The 17,088-nt window shown below is 75.3% G+C and carries 15 protein-coding genes; 4 read left to right on the top strand and 11 right to left on the bottom strand.

Going from position 1 to position 17,088, the window contains the following annotated elements; genetic code table 11:
• The first annotated feature begins 69 nt into the window (after window positions 1-69).
• On the top strand, window positions 70-1,275 hold the full coding sequence (locus ACWGSR_RS01700; RefSeq protein WP_376238513.1) for a cytochrome P450 family protein: 1,206 nt from the start codon (window positions 70-72) through the stop codon (window positions 1,273-1,275).
• 16 nt (window positions 1,276-1,291) lie between these two features.
• Here the strand turns inward: ACWGSR_RS01700 and ACWGSR_RS01695 are convergent, their stop codons facing one another.
• The 5 genes from ACWGSR_RS01695 to ACWGSR_RS01675 all read right to left on the bottom strand — a co-directional run bounded on the left by ACWGSR_RS01695 (window position 1,292) and on the right by ACWGSR_RS01675 (window position 6,354).
• The gene (locus ACWGSR_RS01695; protein WP_366372896.1) at window positions 1,292-1,537 is read right to left on the bottom strand and encodes a hypothetical protein; all 246 of its coding nucleotides are present in this window, start codon (window positions 1,535-1,537) and stop codon (window positions 1,292-1,294) included.
• Between the two features lie 62 nt (window positions 1,538-1,599).
• A complete protein-coding gene (locus ACWGSR_RS01690) occupies window positions 1,600-2,076 on the bottom strand; it encodes an NUDIX domain-containing protein (RefSeq protein ID WP_376238457.1) in 477 nt (158 codons plus the stop codon).
• Window positions 2,077-2,186: 110 nt separating this feature from the next.
• Window positions 2,187-3,422, bottom strand: coding sequence for an FAD-dependent oxidoreductase (locus ACWGSR_RS01685; RefSeq protein ID WP_453562945.1), 1,236 nt, complete (start codon window positions 3,420-3,422; stop codon window positions 2,187-2,189).
• The gene (locus ACWGSR_RS01680) at window positions 3,419-4,888 is read right to left on the bottom strand and encodes an FAD-dependent oxidoreductase (protein WP_453562943.1); all 1,470 of its coding nucleotides are present in this window, start codon (window positions 4,886-4,888) and stop codon (window positions 3,419-3,421) included. Before ACWGSR_RS01680 ends, ACWGSR_RS01685 begins: the two co-directional genes overlap by 4 nt.
• Window positions 4,885-6,354, bottom strand: coding sequence for an FGGY family carbohydrate kinase (locus ACWGSR_RS01675; protein WP_453562941.1), 1,470 nt, complete (start codon window positions 6,352-6,354; stop codon window positions 4,885-4,887). The genes ACWGSR_RS01680 and ACWGSR_RS01675 overlap by 4 nt, the downstream gene beginning before the upstream one ends.
• A 304-nt stretch (window positions 6,355-6,658) precedes the next feature.
• Between ACWGSR_RS01675 and ACWGSR_RS01670 the strand changes: the two genes are divergently transcribed.
• Window positions 6,659-7,633: a hypothetical protein gene (locus tag ACWGSR_RS01670; RefSeq protein ID WP_376238510.1), complete on the top strand. Its 975-nt coding sequence runs from the start codon at window positions 6,659-6,661 to the stop codon at window positions 7,631-7,633.
• Between the two features lie 76 nt (window positions 7,634-7,709).
• Window positions 7,710-9,242, top strand: a complete 1,533-nt coding sequence (locus ACWGSR_RS01665; RefSeq protein ID WP_383429150.1) for an amino acid permease — start codon at window positions 7,710-7,712, stop codon at window positions 9,240-9,242.
• Window positions 9,243-9,354: 112 nt separating this feature from the next.
• Here the strand turns inward: ACWGSR_RS01665 and ACWGSR_RS01660 are convergent, their stop codons facing one another.
• Window positions 9,355-10,116, bottom strand: coding sequence for a GntR family transcriptional regulator (locus ACWGSR_RS01660; RefSeq protein ID WP_453562939.1), 762 nt, complete (start codon window positions 10,114-10,116; stop codon window positions 9,355-9,357).
• 183 nt (window positions 10,117-10,299) lie between these two features.
• On the opposite strand from ACWGSR_RS01660, the gene ACWGSR_RS01655 reads away from it, so the two are divergent.
• On the top strand, window positions 10,300-11,640 hold the full coding sequence (locus ACWGSR_RS01655; RefSeq protein ID WP_453562937.1) for a DUF2252 domain-containing protein: 1,341 nt from the start codon (window positions 10,300-10,302) through the stop codon (window positions 11,638-11,640).
• 53 nt (window positions 11,641-11,693) lie between these two features.
• Here the strand turns inward: ACWGSR_RS01655 and ACWGSR_RS01650 are convergent, their stop codons facing one another.
• The 5 genes from ACWGSR_RS01650 to dhaL form a co-directional block, all read right to left on the bottom strand.
• Window positions 11,694-13,085, bottom strand: a complete 1,392-nt coding sequence (locus ACWGSR_RS01650) for an FAD-dependent oxidoreductase (RefSeq protein WP_453562935.1) — start codon at window positions 13,083-13,085, stop codon at window positions 11,694-11,696.
• 69 nt (window positions 13,086-13,154) lie between these two features.
• Window positions 13,155-13,694 carry a PadR family transcriptional regulator gene (locus ACWGSR_RS01645; RefSeq protein ID WP_376238436.1) on the bottom strand — a complete coding sequence of 180 codons (540 nt, stop codon included), beginning with the start codon at window positions 13,692-13,694 and terminating at the stop codon, window positions 13,155-13,157.
• A gap of 97 nt (window positions 13,695-13,791) precedes the next feature.
• The gene (locus tag ACWGSR_RS01640; protein WP_376238433.1) at window positions 13,792-15,807 is read right to left on the bottom strand and encodes an FAD-dependent oxidoreductase; all 2,016 of its coding nucleotides are present in this window, start codon (window positions 15,805-15,807) and stop codon (window positions 13,792-13,794) included.
• A 220-nt stretch (window positions 15,808-16,027) separates the two neighbouring features.
• Window positions 16,028-16,453, bottom strand: coding sequence for a PTS-dependent dihydroxyacetone kinase phosphotransferase subunit DhaM (locus ACWGSR_RS01635; protein WP_376238430.1), 426 nt, complete (start codon window positions 16,451-16,453; stop codon window positions 16,028-16,030).
• Window positions 16,450-17,085, bottom strand: a complete 636-nt coding sequence (dhaL, locus tag ACWGSR_RS01630; protein WP_453562933.1) for a dihydroxyacetone kinase subunit DhaL — start codon at window positions 17,083-17,085, stop codon at window positions 16,450-16,452. Before dhaL ends, ACWGSR_RS01635 begins: the two co-directional genes overlap by 4 nt.
• Window positions 17,086-17,088: the final 3 nt, after the last annotated feature.

Genomic DNA, 17,088 nt, shown 5'->3' with positions numbered 1-17,088 from the left:
CCTTCCGTGAACGTGAACACACCGCACCCCGACGTCCCCGCTGCCGGCTCCGGCCGCCCGCCGCACCGCATGGACCCGGCGGGCGGCTGCCCGCACGCGGACAACGCGCGGCTGCTCGCCGGGGGCGCCGTGGTCCCGGTGGTCCTGCCCGGCGAGGTCGAGGGCATGGCGGTACTGGGCCACGACGCGCTGCGCGAGTTCCTCTCCCACCCCGACGTCGCCAAGGGCGCCCGGCACTTCACCGCCCTCGCCGAGGGCCGCATACCCGAGGGCTGGCCGCTGCGCACCTTCGCCACCGTGCCCGGCATGACCACCGCGGACGGCGCCGACCACCGCCGGCTGCGCGCCCTGGTCAGCAGCGCCTTCACCGTCCGCCGGGTCGAGGAGCTCCGCCCGCGCGTCGAAGCGGTCACCGCCGGACTCCTCGACGGACTCGCCGCGGCCGCCGCGGCCGGGGACGGCGTCGCCGACCTGCGCCGGCACTACGCGCTGCCGCTGCCGCTCGGCGTCATCTGCGAACTCTTCGGCGTCGACCCGGCCCACCAGGACCGGCTGCACCACCTCTCCAACCTGGTCGTCGCCACCGACACCGAGCCCGCGCGGGCCGTCGCCGCCAACCGGGAACTCGTCGAACTCCTGGGCTCCATCGTCGCCGCCAAGGCCGCCGCCCCCGGCGACGACCTCACCAGCGCCCTCATCGCCGCCCACGGCGAGGACGGCGACCGGCTCAGCGGGCCCGAACTCATCGGCACGCTGCTCCTGATGATCGTCGCGGGCCACGAGACCACCCTGAACCTGATCACCAACGCGGTCCGCGCGCTCTGCGACCACCGCGACCAGCTCGCGCTGGTCGTCGCGGGCCGCGCGACCTGGGCGGACGTGGTGGAGGAGACCCTTCGCTGGGACAGCCCGGTCAGCTACTTCCCGTTCCGCTACCCGACCCGCGACCTCACCGTCGACGGCACCCTCGTCCCCCGGGGCACCCCCGTCCTGGCCGGGTACTCGGCGGCGGGCCGCGACACGAAGGCCCACGGCCCGGACGCCGACCGCTTCGACGTCACCCGCACCGCGCCGGTCAAGCACCTCTCCCTCGGCCACGGCCCCCACTACTGCCTGGGCGCCCCGCTCGCCCGCCTGGAGGCCACGACCGCCCTGGAGGCGCTCTTCACCCGCTTCCCCGACCTGGACCTGGCCGTCCCGGAGGACGGCCTGACCCGCCACGCCGGCTTCGTCGGCAACAGCGTCCGGGCGCTCCCGGTCCGCCCGGCCCGCTGACCGTCCGGCGGGGACCTCAGCCCGCCCGGCCCCACGCCGTCGGGGAGAAGGACCGCAGCGAGGAGACGACGCGCAGCAGCCGGTCCTCGTTCCCGGCGAGGCCGGCCGTGCGGAGCGCCTCGTCGGCCTCCGCCATCGGACGGGTGAGCATCGCCCCCGCGTACGGGGCGAGACGCGGATCCGTCAGCACGGCCCGGGTGGATTCGAGCAGCCGCAGATACGCCTGGGCCGCCGCGCGCTCGTCGGCGGTGATCGTGGTCATGTCGGGCTCCCTCTCGACAGTTCGGCTCCCACCACCTTCTCGCACGCCTCTGACAATCCGGCTCAGCCCCGCCCGCCGAGCCGGGCGGCCAGCCGTTCCAGGAAGGCCTGCTGCCCCACGACGAGCAGCGGAGCCGCCGCCTCCGGGGCGAACCAGCCGACCCGGTCGATCTCCGGGAACTCCTCCAGGCGGCCGGAGCGGGGCGGCCACTCCAGGGTGAAGGTGCCCGGCACGATCCGCTCCGGATCCAGGTCGCCCTCGACGGCCCAGGCGGTGACGAGCTTCCCGTTGCGCTGCCGGCTCTCCCCGAGGTCGATCCAGTCGCCCTCGGGGGCGGCGAGGCCCAGCTCCTCCCGGAACTCCCGGCGGGCCGCCGCGTCGGGCGCCTCGCCGGGCTCGTACTCCCCCTTGGGGATCGACCAGGCTCCCTCCTCGCGGGACTTCCAGAGGGGCCCGCCCATATGGCCGATGAGGACCTCGACGCCACCGTCCGCCGTCCGGCGGAAGACCAGGAGACCCGCGCTGCGTTTGACCGGCATGGGGCCCAGTGTCTCCGAAGGCCCCCGCCCGCGCAGCCCGCCGGAACACCCGCGATGGTGTGCCCCGGCGCGTGTCCGCCGGAGCCTCGCGCCCCCCCTTGCTCCCCTCTCTATTCCTCCGCCTCGACCGTCACGGGTCCGCCCGCCGGGTCCGCTCCGCGCGTCCAGTCGGGACCGAGCCGTACGGAACGCCACGGCACCAGCGTTCCGCGCAGCCGCTCCCGCCGCAGCCGCGCGCCGTCCTGCGAGACGGTCAGGACCGGCCGTACGAGACGCCGCTCGGGCCGCACGAGCAGGGTCGTGGCCTCCGGGCCGAGGAGACCGGGCGTCACCCACCGCAGCGGCCCCGCCGCCGTGATCGGAGCCGTACCCACGGGTCGGGGAGGGCCGCCGAGGTGGTCGAGCACCGCGTCGGCCGCCGCCCGGCCCTCGGCGGCGGCCACCGGGGCCGGTTCCCCGCCGTGCAGGAGGTCGCCGGCCGCGAAGACCCCGGGAGCGGCGGTGCGGAGGGCGCCGTCCGTCACCGGGCCCCGCGTGCCCGGGGCGAGCGGCAGCCCGCGGGCGCGGGCGAGTTCGTGGTCGGGGATCCAGTCACCGGTGAGGACCACCGTGTCGCACCGCAGGACGGACGCCCGGCCGTCCCGCCCCCGGACCGCGACCCCCGTCAGCCGGCCGCGCCCGAGCAGCTCCGTCACGACCGCGCCGGTGAGCACCGGCACGGCTCCGAACGCGGTGGCGGGAGCGGGGAGTTCGGCGACGACCGCCGCCACCTCCACGCCCGCCGAGCGCAGCGTCCGCACCGCGCCCCGGGCCACCGGACCGCCCCCGACGACCACCGCCCGCCGGCCCACGTACTCCCGGCCCAGGTGCTTCCGCCCCGCGTACCCCTTCCGCGCTCCGAACCGCGCGATCGTCCGCTGGAGTTCGCCCGTGGTCAGCACCCCGGCGGGCCGTGTCCCGGGAATGAGCCGGGCGCTGCGGGGCCGTTCGCGCGCCCCGGTGGCGAGGACCACCGCGCGCGCCCCGATCCGTTCGAGCCCGGCGGGAGAGGTGACGTCCAGGGCGAGCGGCCCGGCCCAGCCGGTGGCCGAGACGCCGGTCCGCACGACGGCTCCGGCCCGTACCGCCTCCCGCACCGCGCGCCGCGCGTAGCCGGGACCGTCCAGGGGCCGTCCCCGCGCGTCCGCGCCGAACCCCGGGCGCGCGCAGTGGCGCGGGACCCCGCCCGCGGCCGGCTCCCGCTCCAGGACCTCGACGCGGCCCGCGCCCGCCGCCGCGAGCCGGGCGGCGGCGGCGAGCCCGGCGGGCCCCGCGCCCACGACGAGCACGTCGACCGTACGGTTCACCGGCCGTCTCCTCCGTCCTTCTTCCGTGCGGACCGCGTCCCCTCGAACAGCGCCCGCACCTCCGCGCCGCAGAAGGCGCCCTGGCAGCGGCCGCCCCGGGCGCGGGTCCTGCGCCGCAGCCCGTCGAGGCCGCCCGGCGGGATCGTCGAGGCGAGCGCGGCCCTGATCTCGCCCCGGGTGACCCGCTCGCAGTGGCAGACGATCGCCCCGAAGTCGGGCTCCCGGCGGATGAGTCCGGCGTCCCGGTACGGCCGGGGGAAGGCCTCGCCGAGGTTCGGCAGGCGGACCGGGGCGAGCGGCCGCTCCGGTCCCGGGTCGAGTCCGCAGTCGGCCAGGAGGCCGAGGACGTGCTCCGCGATCGCCAGGGAGGCGCTGAGCCCCGTGGAGCGGATGCCGCCCACCGTCACGTACCGCAGGGCGGGGTGCGCGGCGATCCGGTAGTCCTCCCGGCCGGTGGCGGCCCGCAGTCCCGCGTAGACGGCCGTGACCTCCTCGTCGAGCAGCGCGGGGAGCACCCGGCCGCCCTGTTCGAGGAGGCCGGCGATCCCCTCGGCCGTCGTGCCGGTCGCGGTCTTGTCGTCGAGGTCCTCGGCGGTGGGCCCGAGCATGACGTTCCCGTACACGGTGGGGGAGACGAGCACGCCCTTGCCGAGCGGGCCGGGCACCGGGAGCAGGATGTGCCGGACCAGGTCGCGGGCGAACTTGTCGAAGACGAGCAGCTGGCCCCGGCGCGGGGTGACGGTGAAGTCCTCGCGTCCGACCAGGGCGTCGAAGGCGTCCGCGTGCAGTCCGCAGGCGTTGACGAGGTGACGGGCCCGGAGCGTGCCGCGCCGGGTGACGAGCCGGTGGTGCGGATCGCCCGGACGCACCTCCTCCACCCGGCAGTTCAGGTGCAGGTCCACCCCGGAGCGGACGGCCTGCGTGGCGTACGCGAGGACGGTCGTCCACGGGCAGACGATCGACTCGCCCGGCACGTCGAGCGCGGCGAGCGCGCCGGGACCCACGTGGGGCTCGCGTGCGGCCAGTTCGGCGGCGCCGACGATCCGGGTGCCGTGGTGGCCGTTGCGCCCGGCCTTCCCGGCGAGGCCGGGGAGCGCGGCGCGCTGCTGCTCGTCCCGGGCGACGAGCAGGGCGCCGAGCGGTTCCACGGGGATGCCGGTCTCCCGCGCGTACGCGGTGAGCAGCCGGTGTCCCTCGCGGACGAGCCGCGCCTCCAGGGTGCCGGGCACGGCGTCGAAACCGGTGTGCAGGATGGCCGTGTTGGCCTTGGACGTGCCGTCGCCCACGTCGTTCGCGGCCTCCACGAGGGCGACCCGCAGGGGGTGGCGGGCGAGCGCGCGGGCGATCGCGGCCCCGACGACCCCGGCCCCGACGACCACGACGTCGTACACGGCGTCCCCGCCGGAGGGAAGGCGGCCCGACCGGGTGACCTCCCTGGGGGGCACCACCTCCGTCGCGCCCCTCATCCGGTCCCGGCTCCGTCGCCGTCCGCCGCCCCCGGCCGTTCCAGCAGCGCCGCCACCTCCGTGCGGAACCGCGCGAGGCGCTCCTCCGCCTCGGCGGCGGAGATCCGGGGTTCGTACACCGCCGACGGCTTCCACTCCGGTACGGCCTCCTGGAGCGCGAGCCCCGGATAGCGGCCCAGGCGGGCGACCGCGCCGACCCCGAGGGCCGTGGCGTCGGGCAGGGCGGAGACCTCGACGGGCCGTTGCAGCAGGTCCGCCTGGGTCTGCATGAGGAGCGCGCTCCGGGTCAGGCCGCCGTCGGCGCGCAGCGAGGTCAGCGGCGTGCCCCGGTCCGCCGCCGCGGCCGAGGCGAGCTCCACGACCTGGGCGGCGATGCCCTCGCACAGGGCCCGGACCAGGTGCCCGGGTCCCGTGTCCAGGCCGAGGCCGGTGAGCGAGCCGCGCACGTCCCCCCGCCACCAGGGCGCGGCGAGCCCCGCGAACGCGGGGACGAACGTGACGCCGCCGCTGTCCGGGACGGCGCCGCCGACCGCGTCGAGGTCGCCGGCCCCGGCGATCACGCCGAGGTCGGTGAGCCAGCGGACGGCCGACGCCACCGTGTACACCTGGCCGTCCAGGCAGTGGGTGACCCTGCCGCCGAGCCGCCAGGCGACACAGCCCACCAGGCCCGAGGCGGCCCGCAGCGGCTCGGGACCGGTCTGCGCGAGCAGGAAGGCCCCCGTGCCGTACGTGCACTTGGCGGCGGCCGGGTCGTCGGCGCTCTGCGCGAGCAGCGCCGCCTGCTGGTCCACCAGGAGGCCGGTGAGGGGGAGCGGCGGGCCGAAGGCGGTCGTGGTGCCCACGGGCGCGTCGCAGTCCACCACCCGGGGCAGCGGCTCGCCGCCGAGTCCGTACAGGTCGAGGGCGGTCCGCGACCAGGAGACCGTGTCGAGGTCGAGGAGCCCGGTGCGCCCTGCGGTCGCCGCGTCGGTGACGAAGGCGCCGGTGAGCCGGTGGACGAGCCAGGCGTCGCTGGTGGTGACGGCGCCCGCGCCGGTGGCGTGGCGGCGGATCCAGGCCATCTTCGGCGCGGCGAAGTAGGGGTCCACCGGGAGGCCGGTCAGACGGCGCAGCTCCTCCGCGCGCGGTGCGAGTTCCGCGCAGATCCCGGCGGCCCTGCGGTCCTGCCAGACGAGCGCGTCGGTGAGCGGTGCGCCGGTGGCGGGGTCCCAGGCGAGCACGGTCTCGCCCTGGTTGGCGAGGCCCACGGCGACGACCGGTGCGCCCGCCTCGGCGAGCGCCGCCCGCCCCGCGGCGACCACGGAGTCGTACAGCTCGCGCGGGTCGACCTCGACCAGGCCGCCCGGCAGGTACCGGGGCCGGACCGGTGCCGTGCCGCTGCCGAGGACACCGCGTTCCGGACACAGGACGAGGGCCTTCGTGCCCGACGTGCCCTGGTCGACGGCGAGTACCGGGCCGCCCGTCATCCTGCCGCTCCTGTCGGTGGTTCCGTTCGGTGATCGTCCGCTCACCGAAAAGGGTCAGGGTGCCGCCGCCGGAGGGCTCCGTCAAGCGTCGCCGGACGACCCCGTCAGGTCCACCGCCATACCTGACAGTAAGTCAAATTCAGTCGTTGTCTTAATAGTTGCCGTAGAAAAAGAAAGTGGACCGGCCTAGTCCAGAGCGCTCTATAGTGATCGCCGATCAATGGCCGGGACACCGTCCAAGGGGCTGACCACCCCTCCCCATCCACCGAGGAACCATGCCGCCCACACCACGCCCCGCCCCCTGATGGCCGGCCAAGGCTTCCGGCCCGTCTACCACCCGGCGGGCCACGACCACGCCCTGCGCCACGCCCTCCAGGACTTACGCACCGGCCGCTGGGTGGCCATGGCCCGACTGCTCGAGGAGACCTCCGACTGGGGCGCCTGGACCCGGCGCACCCAGGTCCTCGCCACCGTCGCCGCCGGCACCGACGTCGTCCGCACCTGGCGCGACGAGGAGCCCGGGAGTCCCGCCGCGGCCGTGATGCACAGCCGCGTCGCCGTCGAGCGGGCCGTGCGCGCCCACCGCTCCGGCCACGCCCGCGCCGGGCAGCTGTGGCAGGAGGCCAGGGCCGCCTGCCACGAGGCCGTCGACCGCTCGCCCGCCGACCCGGTGCCCTGGGTCGGGCTGCTCGCCCTCGCCGCCCTCGACGGCCCCCGGCACCTGGCCGAGCACCGGGTCGCCCCGCCCGCCCCCATGCTGCCGCCCGGCCCCTGGGGCCTGCTCGCCGAGTCGGAGAAGCGCCACCCGCACAACCGCGAGGCGCACCACCGCATGCTCCAGTTCGTCTACGCCCGGCGCTCCGGACCGCTCTCCGAAGCCGTCAACTACTCGCACTGGGCCGCCTCCTCCGCGCCCGTCGGCTCCGCCCTGCACGCCCTCCCGCTCTACGTGCGCGTCGAGCGCTACCGGCGCGAGCGCGGCCACGAGCGCGCCCTCGACCTCCACTGGGTCGCCGAGGACGCCGTGCGCGACGCCCAGCGGGCCCTGGACACCTGGTTCTTCTTCTGCGCCGTCGACGAGGCCTCCCTGCTCGACCTCAACCACCTGGCGCACGCCCTCTTCGGCGCCCTCCGCTTCACCGACGCGACCCGGGTCTTCGAGGCGCTCGGCCCGTACTACACGACGCTGCCGTGGGCCGACCGGACCGCCCGCCCGGACGACCGCGCCCTCGCCGAGGAGTTCTTCCTGCGGGCCCGCGCCCGCTGTCTCGGCGACTGACGCCCCGGCCCGCGCCCGCCCTTCCGCACGCACCTTCCGCTCACCCCCGTACCCGTTTTCCGTCCCCGGAGGAACCATGGCCCGCACCGACGCCCCGACCGACGCGATACGCAAGCCACCGCCCGTCCAGGACGAGGAGGAGCGGCTGAGAGAGCTCGGCTACCAGCCCGTCCTCGCCCGCCGCATGGGCGGCTTCGGCAACTTCGCGATCAGCTTCTCGGTCATCTCGATCCTCTCCGGCTGCATGACCCTCTACGGCTTCGGCCTGGGGACCGGCGGCCCCGCCGTCATGCTGTGGGGCTGGGCGGGCGTCGGCCTCTTCGTCCTCTGCGTCGGCCTCGCCCTCGCCGAGGTCACCAGCGCCTACCCGACCTCCGGCGCCCTCTACTACATGGCCGACCGGCTCGGCGGACGCCGCTGGGGCTGGTACACCGGCTGGCTGAACCTCCTCGGCCTGCTCGGCGCCATCGCCGGCATCGACTACGGCGCCGCCCTCTTCACCGGGGCCTTCCTCAACCTCCAGTGGGGCTTCCAGCCCACGGCCGGCTCGACCTTCCTCATCTTCCTGGCCATCCTGCTGCTCCACGCCGTCCTGAACCTCTTCGGCGTCCGCCTGGTCAGCGTCCTGAACTCCGTCAGCGTCTGGTGGCACCTGGCCGGCGTCGCCGTCATCGTCGGCGCCCTCGCGATCGTCCCGGACCGCCACCAGTCCGCCGAGTTCGTCTTCACCGAGTTCGTCAACGACACCGGCTGGGCCAACCCCTTCTACGTCGCCGCGATCGGCCTGCTCCTCGCCCAGTACACCTTCAGCGGCTACGACGCCTCGGCCCACCTCTCCGAGGAGACCTCGAACGCCTCCGTCGCCGCCGCCAAGGGCATCGTGCGGGCCATCTGGGTCTCCTGGATCGCCGGCTTCGCCCTGCTCACCGGACTGACCTTCGCGATCCAGGACTACGCCGCCACGCAGAACAGCGCCACCGGCGTCCCGCCCGCCCAGATCCTCCTGGACGCGCTCGGCACCGGCGGGGCCACCGCCCTGCTGCTCGTCGTGATCGTCGCCCAGCTCTTCTGCGGCAACGCCGAGGTGGCCGCGGCGAGCCGGATGGTCTTCGCCTTCAGCCGGGACAACGCCCTTCCCGGCTCGGCGCTCTGGCGCAAGGTCAGCACCCGCACCCAGACCCCCGTCCCGGCCGTCTGGCTCTCGGTCGGCGTGGCCGCGCTCATCGCCGTGCCCTCGCTGTACTCGGCCACCGCCTACGGCGCGGTGACCGCCATCAACGTCATCGGCATCACGCCCGCCTACGCCATCCCGATCTACCTGCGGCTGCGCGCCGGGAAGCGGTTCACCCCCGGCCCGTGGAACCTGGGCCGCTGGAGCAGGCCGATCGGCTGGACCGCCGTCGTCTGGGTGGCCCTGGTGACCGTCCTCTTCTGCCTGCCGCAGAAGTCGCCGGTGACGGTCGACACCATGAACTACGCCGTCATCGCCCTCGCCGTCGTCCTCGTCCTGGCCAGCGTCTGGTGGTACGTCGCCCGCCGCTCGTACGGCACGCCGACCGCGTACGGCACGGCCCGCGAGGAGGCGGACATCGCGGAGGGGATCGTCTAGGGTCCCCCCGACTCCGATCCGCCGGACGGGCTTCGTGGCCTCGTACGGAGTGCTCCGCACGGGAACGCCCGGGCCGGCCCGTCGCCGCCCGGGCGTCCCCGCGTCCGCGTCCTCAGGCGCTGAACTCGTAGGTCCAGGCGGCCGAGCGGGCCGCGACATCGATGTCCGTGATCTCCAGGGCGCGCCCGTGCTGGTCGCTGACCACCCGGTGGACCAGCAGCCGGGCCGTGCCGCCGGCCGCCGTCCCGGGGTCGGCGGGGACGCCCACCGACTCCCGGTGGACGACCCGCAGCCCCGCCTGGTGCATCCAGTGGTAGAGGAGCCGCAGATCGGGCTGCTGCCGGCCGTCCCGGCCCCGCCGGTAGCGGGCCAGCTGGGGGATCTCGGCGAGCGCCGGCCGGGAGAACCACGACACCGCCCGCTGGAGCGCCGCCCCGCGCGGATCGAGCACCGCGTGCCGGTGGACGAGCGTCGGTTCGCCGGGGGCGAGCAGGAGGCGCGGGGCGAGCGGGACGGGCGGCGGCTCCCAGACGAGCGAGGCCCGCACCAGCGTCCCCGCCGCGCGGGGCCCGCCGGGGAAGCTCGGCCGGTGGGCCCTCGGGGCGGGCCCGGACTCCTCGGCACCGGCCTCCGCCTCCGGCCCCGCGGCGAAGGTGCCGCGCCGGTCGGTGACGACGAGCCCCTCGTCGCGCAGGAGCTGGAGCGCGCTCCGCACGGTCTGCCGGTTGACGTGGTAGCGCTGGGACAGCGAACGCTCCGAAGGGAGCCGGCTGCCGGGGGAGATGCGCCGCTGGGCGAGATCCTCACGCAGGGCGGCGGCGACCCGGAGGTAGAGCGGCACTTCCGCCGCCGCCCCGGAATCGGGCTCGGCCATGATCAACCCTCTCTTTGCTCAGCGTGACCGCATGGGCCGTATGGGTGATCAATTCCTATCATTGGTCTAAACCATTTTGCCAGTCCCGGCGGAAAGAGTGGCCGAAACACGCGTTGCGCCTTGTAATGAGGTTCCAGGTGACGGGGGCGAGTCCGCCCCGGCGGAGGAGGCGGGTGAGGCCGGATGACGACGTCGTCGGAGCGCGCCGCACGGGGCAGGGAGGCCCGCAAGCACGTCTCCCGATCCTCCCACGGCCGCTGGATACCCAGCTCCCAGCGGCCCGATCCGCTGGGCGTCCTGGAGCGCCAGGCCCAGGACCGGCTGCCCGACCTCGTCCCCCTCCGGTACGGCAGGATGGTGGCCTCCCCCTTCGCGTTCCTGCGCGGCGCCGCCGCCGTCATGGCCGCCGACCTCGGCGCCCAGCCCGACACCGGGCTCATCGTCCAGCTCTGCGGCGACGCCCACCTCCTCAACTTCGGCGTCTACGCCTCACCCGAACGGACGCTCCTCTTCGACGTGAACGACTTCGACGAGACCCTCCCCGGCCCCTTCGAATGGGACGTGAAGCGGCTCGCCGCGAGCATCACCGTCGCCGTCCTCCAGAACGGCGGCACCCGGCCCAAGGCCCGCCGCGCCGCCCTCGTCGCCGTCGAGTCGTACCGCACGTCCATGCGCCGCCTCGCCGGCCTCGGGGAGCTCGACGTCTGGTACGAGCGGATCGCCGCCGACGACCTCCTGGCCCTGGTCCACCGGAGCGACCGCGCCCGCCTGGAGAGCCGGCTCGCCCGCGCCCGCCGGCGCACCAGCCTCCAGGCCTTCGCCAAGCTCACCGAGGCGGACGCGACCGGGCACCGGCACCTCGTCGAGGACCCGCCGCTCCTCGAACGCACCACGGACATCGACCGGATCACCCTCGGCAAGGTCTTCAGCGACTACCGCAGCTCCCTCGCCGAGGAACGGCGGCTCCTCCTCGACCGCTACCGTTTCCTCGACGCCGCCCGCAAGGTCGTCGGGGTCGGCAGCGTCGGCACCCGCTGCTTCGTCCTCCTCCTCGAAGGCCGGGACGAGGGCGACCCCCTCGTCCTCCAGATCAAGGAGGCCGGCCACTCCGTCCTGGAGGAGTACCTGGCACCGACCGCCTACCCCCACCAGGGCCAGCGGGTCGTCTGCGGCCAACGGCTCGTCCAGGCCGCCGGCGACATCTTCCTCGGCTGGATGACCGGCCCCGAACAGCGCCACTTCTACTGGCGCCAACTGCGCGACATGAAGGGCTCGGCCGAGGTGGAGACCATGTCCCCGGGCATGCTGCGGGACTACGCGCGGCTCTGCGGCCGGGCCCTGGCCCGCGCCCACGCCCGCTCCGGCGACCGCGTCGCCATCGCCGCCTACCTCGGCGGCTCGGACGTCTTCGACCGCGCCGTCGCCGACTTCGCGCTCGCCTACGCCCACCAGAACGCCGACGACTACGCGGCGCTCGGCGCGGCCATCGCCGCCGGCATGATCGCGGCGGCCCCGGGCGCCTGAACCGGACGGCGGCCGCCGCCGGCCCGGACACCCGGGGGCTTCACCCGGAAGGCCTACGCGTCGCGCCGCAGGGGCGGTTCGGCGGGCGTCTCGACGGGCGGCCCGAAGAGCACCGCCCGGGCCACCGACGGGGCGAACAGGGCCGTCAGCGGACCGGTCAGGGCGATCGCCGCGCGGAACGGCGTCCCCACCACCGGGTCGCCCGAGACCCGGCCGAGCACCCGGCCCAGGTACCAGCCGACCGCCCGGTCCAGCGCCCCGGAGCGCGCCGCGTCACCGGTCGCGCCGGGCATCTTCCGGTCGGACCCCGCCGAGATGTCCCAGGCCTGCCGCGAGGCGTCCAGGAGCGCCCGCTGCACCACCCGGGTCGTCGGCGTCCGCCTCGGGTCCGCGAGCGCCCGGCGCAGCGCGACCGCGTCGAGCGCGGCGACCGCCATCCCCTGCCCGTAGATCGGGTTGAAGGCGCACAGCGCGTCACCGGTGGCGAGGAAGCCCGCCGGGCGGCGCCCCGGACGGTCGTACCGGCGCCGGACGTTGGCGGTCTTCCGGAAGCCGTACACCGGCGACTCCGGCTCCGCCCGGGCCAGCCAGTCGCTGATCACCGGGTGCGGCAGCCGCTTGGCGTACTCCTCGAACGCGCCCTCCTCGGTGGGCGGTTCGTCGCCGCGCAGCCCCGAGAGGGTGACCAGGTGCCGCCCGTCGCCGAGCGGCAGCACCACACCGCCGTACGGCTGCGAGGGGTTCGGCACGACGTAGTAGCCGAGCGCGTCCGTGTCCGGGCCGCCCGCCGGGGACCCGTAGACCCGGGTGGCGTACGCCAGACCCGTGTCGAGGGTCTCCTCGTGCGGCGCCTCCGCGCCGATGCCCGCCAGCCAGTCCGCGGCCCTCGTGGACCGCCCGGAGGCGTCCACCACGAGATCGGCCGCCAGGGTACGGGTCTCCCCGCCGGCCCCCGCGCCGCGCTCCCGCAGCCGCACGCCCCGCACGCGCGAGGAGTCGCCGGCCAGGCCCACGGTCTCGACGCCCTCGACCAGTTCGACCCGCGGATCGGCGAGCACCCGCCGCCGCACCAGCCACTCCAGCTGGGGGCGGGGGCCGGAGTAGAAGTGCACGGCGGCGGACGTGCGGCGGTACCACCTGCCGTTCTGCCACTGGACCATGTCCTCGGGCATGCCCACCTTCGGCGCGCCGAGTCCCCGCAGCTCGTCCATGAAGCCGGGGAGCAGCTCGTCGAGCGCCCGCTGCCCGCCCTCGACGAGGACGTGGAGGTGCCGGCCCTGCGGGACGCCGGGCCTCGCCTCCGGTTCCCCGGGGAGGCGGTCGCGCTCGACGACCGTCACCCTCTCCGCGTGCTCGGCGAGGACCCGCGCGGCGAGCAGTCCGGCGAGACTTCCCCCGATGACCACCGCGTGACGTGTCGTACGGTGCCCCAAGTCGTCGGCCATACCAGTCCTTTCGTGTCGTGGAACCGGCAGCCCCCAGTATCGCCCGGCACCGGCCCCCGACCGCCGGGGCTACCCCTCCCGATCCAGTTCCGCAAGGGCGTCGGTCAGCCATTCCACCCAGAAGCGCTCCAGGTCGATCCCGCCCCGCAGGACGAGATGGCGCAGCCGGTCCGGCTCGGCGCTCCGCCGTTCGTCCGGGAAGTCCTTGACCTCGATCGCGAGGTACTCCTCCAACTGCTCCCGGTGCAGGGCGAGGTGGCGCTCCAGCTCGGCCCTGAGCCCGGTCGCGCCGACCATCGCGGCCGCCCGCATCCGCAGCAGCAGGGACGAGCGCATCGGCTTGGGGTCCTCGCGCCTGGCGACCCAGTCGCCCAGCTCGGCGCGGCCCGCGGGCAGCACCTCGTACTCCTTCCGCTGCCCCCGGACGGGCACCGGGGCGGGCAGGGCGCGGATGTGCCCCGCCTGCTCCAGCCTTCCCAGCTCGCGGTAGATCTGCTGGTGCGTGGCCGACCAGAAGTATCCGATCGACTTGTCGAAGCGGCGCGTCAGTTCGAGGCCGGAGGACGGTTTCTCGAGCAGCGCGGTGAGGATCGCGTGCGGGAGGGACATGCTCGCATCCTAGGTTCGGGGACCCGTCGCGACCGCCGTGACCGGGGCGGTCACGGCGATCGCGACGGGCGCGGCGGGGGCGGTCACCGCGCGGCGGTCACAGGGCGGCGGCGAGGCGGGTGCCCTGGTCGATGGCCCGCTTGGCGTCCAGCTCGGCGGCGACGTCCGCGCCGCCGATGAGGTGCGCCGTGCGGCCCGCGGCCACCAGCTCCTCGTACAGGTCCCGCCGCGGCTCCTGGCCCGCGCAGAGCACGACCGTGTCGACCGGGAGCAGCCGCGCCTCGCCGCCGATCGTGACGTGCAGCCCCTCGTCGTCGATCCGGTCGTACGTCACGCCCGCCACCATGGCCACGCCGCGGTGCTTGAGCTCGGTGCGGTGGATCCACCCGGTCGTCTTGCCGAGCCCCGCGCCGACCTTGGTCTCCTTGCGCTGGAGCAGGTGCACCTGGCGCGGGGGAGCGGTCCGCTCGGGCGTCCGCAGCCCGCCCCGGTTCTCGTACGAGGTGTCCACGCCCCACTGGCGGAAGTACGTCTCGGGGTCCCGGCTCGCGCCCTCCCCGCCGTCCGTGAGGAACTCCGCGACGTCGAAGCCGATGCCGCCGGCGCCGATGACCGCGACCCGCTCGCCGACCGGCGCCCCGTCCCGCAGCACGTCCAGGTAGCTGACGACGCTCGGGTGGTCCACGCCCTCGATGGCGGGGGTGCGCGGGGAGACGCCGGTGGCGACCACGACCTCGTCGTAGCCGTCCAGGTCGGACGCCGCGACCGGGGTGTTCAGGCGCACCTCGACGCCGCGCTCGTCGAGCTGGACGCGGAAGTAGCGCAGGGTCTCGTCGAACTCGTCCTTGCCCGGCACCCGCTTGGCGACGTTGAGCTGGCCGCCGATCTCGGCGGCGGCGTCGAAGAGGGTGACGGAGTGGCCGCGCTCGGCCGCCGACACCGCGCAGGCGAGCCCGGCCGGGCCCGCGCCGACCACCGCGATCCGCTTGGCGCGGCGGGTGGGGGAGAGGACGAGCTCGGTCTCGTGGCAGGCGCGCGGGTTGACCAGGCAGGAGGTGATCTTCAGGCTGAAGGTGTGGTCCAGGCAGGCCTGGTTGCAGCCGATGCAGGTGTTGATGGTGTCGGCGCGGCCGGCCGTGGCCTTGGCGACGAAGTCCGGGTCGGCCAGGAACGGCCGGGCCAGGGAGACCAGGTCGGCGCGCCCGTCGGCGAGGATCTCCTCGGCGACCTCGGGGGTGTTGATGCGGTTGCTGGTGACGAGCGGGACGGAGACCTCGCCCATCAGCCTCTTCGTCACCCAGGTGTAGGCGCCGCGCGGCACGGAGGTGGCGATGGTGGGGATGCGCGCCTCGTGCCAGCCGATGCCGGTGTTGATGATGGTGGCGCCGGCGGCCTCGATCTCCTTGGCCAGCCGGACGACCTCCTCCAGGGTGGAGCCGCCGGGGACGAGGTCCAGCATCGAGAGGCGGTAGACGAGGATGAAGTCCTCGCCGACCCGCTCGCGGATCCGGCGGACGATCTCCAGCGGGAAGCGGACGCGGTTCTCGTACGAGCCGCCCCAGCGGTCGGTGCGCCGGTTGGTCGCGGCGGCGATGAACTCGTTGATGAGGTAGCCCTCGGAGCCCATCACCTCGACGCCGTCGTACCCGGCCTCCCGGGCGAGCTCGGCGCAGCGGACGTAGTCCTCGACGGTCTGCTCGACCTCGGCGTCGGTCAGCTCGTTCGGCGCGAAGGGGCTAATGGGGGCCTTGAGAGCGCTGGGCGCGACCAGGGCGGGGTGGTAGGCGTACCGGCCGAAGTGCAGGATCTGCATCGCGATCCGGCCGCCCTCCCGGTGCACGGCGTCGGTGATGAGCCGGTGCTCGGCGACCTCCTCGGCGGTGGTGAGCTTGGCCCCGCCGTCCCAGGGGCGGCCGGCCTCGTTGGGCGCGATGCCGCCGGTGACGATCAGGCCCACGCCGCCGCGGGCGCGCTCGGCGTAGAAGGCGGCCATGCGCTCGAACCCGTGCTCGGCCTCCTCCAGGCCGACGTGCATGGAGCCCATGATCACCCGGTTGGGCAGGGTGGTGAACCCGAGGTCGAGCGGGCTCAGCAGATGCGGGTACGGGGTCATGAGGGCGCCTCCTCGCGCAGGATCGTCACCCCCTGTTGTAGGGGACCCCTGCGGGTTCTGCAACTAGTTGCAGAAGAATCGGGGCGTGATGTCTACTACTCGGTAACAGATGCGCGGCGGCAAAGCGGGGCGGAAGTGCCCGGGCGGGTGCGCACCCCCGGGAGCGCGCACCCCGGGAGCGCGGACCCCCGGGACTCCGGGTCCGCATCCCCGCCGCCGCTCACGCCTTCCGGTAGGAGTACGCCTCCGAGGCCGCGGCCACCACCGCGTCGAGGTCCCCGCCCGCGCTCGCCGTCACCACCGCGGCGACCGCGCCCTCGACGAAGGGCGCGTCCACCAGGCGGGAGTCCCCGGGCAGCTCGTCGCCCTCGGCCAGCATCGCCTTCACGGTGAGCACGGCGCTGCCCAGGTCGACCAGGAGCGCCACCCCGGCACCCCGGTCGACGGCCCTCGCCGCCGCGCCGATCAGCTCGGAACTCGTCCCCAGACCGCCGTCCGGGGTCCCGCCCGCCGGGAGCACCAGGGGCGGTCCTTCGCCGCCCGCGAGCCCCAGGGCCAGCTCGGCGACCGACGCGGCGACCGACGCGCTGTGCGAGACGAGCACGACGCCGACGGGCGCCGCGCCGTCCGCTCCCGACGGGCTCATGCTTCCTCCCCTTCCACAGACTCTTCCGCGGCCGCCGTCTCGGCGAGCGCCGCGAACAGCAGGGCCGACGAGGCCGCCCCCGGGTCCTGGTGCCCGACCGACCGCTCGCCCAGATAACTCGCCCTGCCCTTGCGCGCCCGCAGGGGCACCGTCGCGACGGCGCCCTCCTCGGCGGCGGTGCGGGCCGCCGCGAACGACTCCCGCAGCGCCTCCACGGCCGGTACGAGCGCGTCCAGCATCGTCTTGTCGCCCACCTGGGCCCCGCCCAGCTGCGACACGGCCTCCACACCGGCGCCGAGCGCCTCCGCGAGCCGCTCCCGGCCGACCCGCTCGTCGTCGCCGAGGTCCTTCCCCGCGCGCCGGAGGAGCGTCCCGTACAGCGGTCCGGACGCGCCGCCCACCGTGGAGATCAGCTGCCGTCCGGCGGTGGTGAGGACCGCGCCGGGCGTTCCGGGCGGTTCCTTCGCCAGGGTCTCGGTCACGGCGGCGAACCCCCGCTTCAGATTGGCGCCGTGGTCGGCGTCGCCGATCGCCGAGTCCAGCTCGGTGAGCCGGTCCGCCTCGCGGTCGACGCTCCCGGCCACCGCCGCCAGCCAGCGCGTCAGGAACTCCGCGCCGTAGGTCTCCGTCATGCC

Source organism: Streptomyces sp. NPDC055632 (assembly GCF_053618675.1).
The sequence above is the reverse complement of the archived record's forward strand: the minus strand, read 5'-3'. Positions and strand labels throughout refer to the sequence as shown.